Below are 2,523 nucleotides of genomic sequence, written 5' to 3' on the forward strand. Positions count from 1 at the left end.
CATAGAGGCAGCGTGGCGGCGGCCGACCGGCGCCGCCGCGCTGTGTGCGGCCCTCGGTCCTTGGATTGATCCCCTTCGGGGGCGGCTCGGGTCTGGTGGTCTTGATGGGGTGTTTGTATGTGCGCGCGCCTTGTGGTCCTACGGCTCGATGAGGTCTTCCCCCTCTAAGGCCGGATCGCGGCGGCGGTACGCGGCGGGCTCACCCGCGTAACCAGGGGTCGAAGCCCCGGGCAAGGGGTGGTTGGCGCTCGCGGCTGACACGGGCGGCCGCGAGCGCAGCGAGCCTTGATGAGGTAGAGAAACCTGTAACGGGGCGCTCTGATCAGGGCCTGGGCATGGCGAAGCAGACTGCCGGGGTCTGCTGGCCGTTGCCGTAAGTGTGCGTCGTGGTCCCGATGATTCGGCAACCGAGTCGTTCGTATAGACGGATAGCCGCCTTGTCTTTGGCCATCACGTCGCCAACGAGGTGAAGCCCCTCTCGCTGCGCGTACTCGCGGGCTTCCCTCACGAGCCTTTCCCCTGCGGAGCGTCCGCGCGCTTCTGGGTGGACGAAGAGTCGGGCCAGCACGGCAACACGTTCCTTGGGCTCTCCCGTCTGGTCGACGTAGAGCCGCACGGAGTCTTCGCCTTGTGGGGTGCTGATCGCGATATGACCCACGATTCGGTCGTCCAGTTCGGCAACCCAAGATCGGATGGAGCCGGGCGACGTGAGCCATGCTTCGGGCTGGTCTACCCCTTCTACCGGGTACCCATCTGTCGCGTGAACGGCAACGAGTGCTGACGCAGCGTCAGGTAGGTCGCCAGTGCTGCGCTCCCGAATGATCGCGTCGGACTTCATGCGGACACCTCGATCCATGATCAGCTACTCGATTGGCAATTCGTAGGTCAAGACGTTCTCGTCGGCACGCAACACGAAATGGCTGAGGTCCATGGGCGTCTCGTCCTGGTCGTAACTGATGTGGATCACGTCCAGTACGGGGGTTCCTGGCTCGGCTCCTAGGCGCTCTGCTTCCTCATACCTCGGCATGCGGGCTTGGACTTCTTCGAGCATCCGGCTTAGCCGATGGCCCAACCCTTCGAACGCTGCGTAGATCCCACCGGGGCCAGGAACGGCCTCCTCCAAGGAAGTGCCTCCGGCGATCGACAGTGGAATGTACGTATTCACGAGCTGAACAGCCCGCCCGTCGGCACGGTAGGTGTTCTCTCGGCGCACGACCTCAGCGTCGGCCGTGAGCCCGAGCCGCTCCGAGATTGCCCGCGGCGGGATCACTCGCTTAATACTGGTCACTTCGACCTCGGCGGTTCGGCCCTGGGCTTCGACCTCAGTCCGGAACGGAGCTTTGCCCGCTTCGCGCCAACGCCGGGCGTACCGGTCGTGCGCGTGTCGAATGAGCTGGGTCCGGCGCCGCACGAAGACACCGCGTCCTACTTGGCTCTCCACGAGACCCGTGGATTTGAGCAGCGCTACGACCTTGCTCGCTGTGCCGCTAGAGATCGTGTAGCGCTCCACCAACTCGCGTTCGGATGGCAAGACGGTGCCGGGCGCAAGTTCGCCTGACTCGATTGCCCGGCGTAGCTCGTCGGCGATCTCGCGACTCCGTGGCAGTCGCTTGCTGGCGGTCATTCAGAGGCCCCCTTCGCTGGGTCACTACCCACTTTAGACCTCCTTACGGAGGTCACCATAGGGAAGTTGCGGCGAAGGGCTTGACGACCTCCTTAAGGAGGTTAAGACTCTACCTCAAGGAGACCTCCTCAAGGAGGTTTCGCTACGGAAGACACAAGGCGGGGCGACGCTCCTACCGCCAAGCAAGCGCGCCGCCCCTGATCCCCTAGAGAGGGAGCTTCCATGATGCCTTCGACGTTGACCGTTCCGCGACCTGAGGCCATCGCTCCGAGTGTGTTGGCCAAGCTGCCGGATGTGACGTTGGCTCTCGCGTTGTACGCCTCGGACTACGTGAGTGAGCGCCGACCGGACCCGGCCAAGCTCGCCGCGTTCATCCTGGATGCCGTGGACCGGATCGGTCTGCCGGAACTGGTTCACCGGACGTGCCACCTGGTCGCCTTCGACCAGAAGGCCGACGACGAGGCCATGTCGCGGGATGACCGGGCGAAGCGGGATGGCATGTTCGATGCCTACCGGCTGATCCACTGCACGATGAACCGTCCTCAGGTCGCCGCTGTCCGTCGCTACCTGCTCGCCCTGGACACTGAGGCGGTGGCGGCATGACCAGCATCCTGGACCGCCCGGAGCGCTGCGGGAACGCCCGGCTGCTCGACTCCGTCGCCAATCTGGCGCCGCTGACGCACGATGAGCTGACGGTGGCTCTGTATGCCTCGGACCAGTACGTCCGTCCCTTCTGCTCCCTCGATGAACTGCGGGCCTCCGCCGCTGAGGGGGTAGAGCGGCTGGGTGCCGAACTGGATGTGGCGGCGCGGCGCCTGGGCGGCTTCACGTGGATGCAGTCCAAGGGTCTGGCAACGCCGGACCTGGTGGCCGATCACGAGTCTCGTTTCCCCGCTGGC

At 64.9% G+C, this 2,523-nt stretch carries 3 protein-coding genes and 1 pseudogene; 2 read left to right on the forward strand and 2 right to left on the reverse strand.

Annotated elements, in window-relative coordinates; all coding sequences use genetic code 11:
* Positions 1 to 322 precede the first annotated feature (322 nt).
* Positions 323 to 838, reverse strand: a complete 516-nt coding sequence (locus tag ACWDVB_RS40170) for a GNAT family N-acetyltransferase (RefSeq protein ID WP_451520013.1) — start codon at positions 836 to 838, stop codon at positions 323 to 325.
* Positions 839 to 862: 24 nt separating this feature from the next.
* The gene (locus ACWDVB_RS40175) at positions 863 to 1,624 is read right to left on the reverse strand and encodes a GntR family transcriptional regulator (protein ID WP_451520014.1); all 762 of its coding nucleotides are present in this window, start codon (positions 1,622 to 1,624) and stop codon (positions 863 to 865) included.
* Between the two features lie 273 nt (positions 1,625 to 1,897).
* Between ACWDVB_RS40175 and ACWDVB_RS40180 the strand changes: the two genes are divergently transcribed.
* Complete coding sequence (locus ACWDVB_RS40180; protein WP_451520015.1) at positions 1,898 to 2,227, forward strand: hypothetical protein; 330 nt, start codon at positions 1,898 to 1,900, stop codon at positions 2,225 to 2,227.
* A pseudogene (locus ACWDVB_RS40185) lies at positions 2,224 to 2,523 on the forward strand (hypothetical protein); the annotation flags it as partial. The gene ACWDVB_RS40180 and the pseudogene ACWDVB_RS40185, both read left to right, overlap by 4 nt.

The sequence above is a fragment of the Streptomyces sp. NPDC003379 genome (assembly GCF_053589195.1).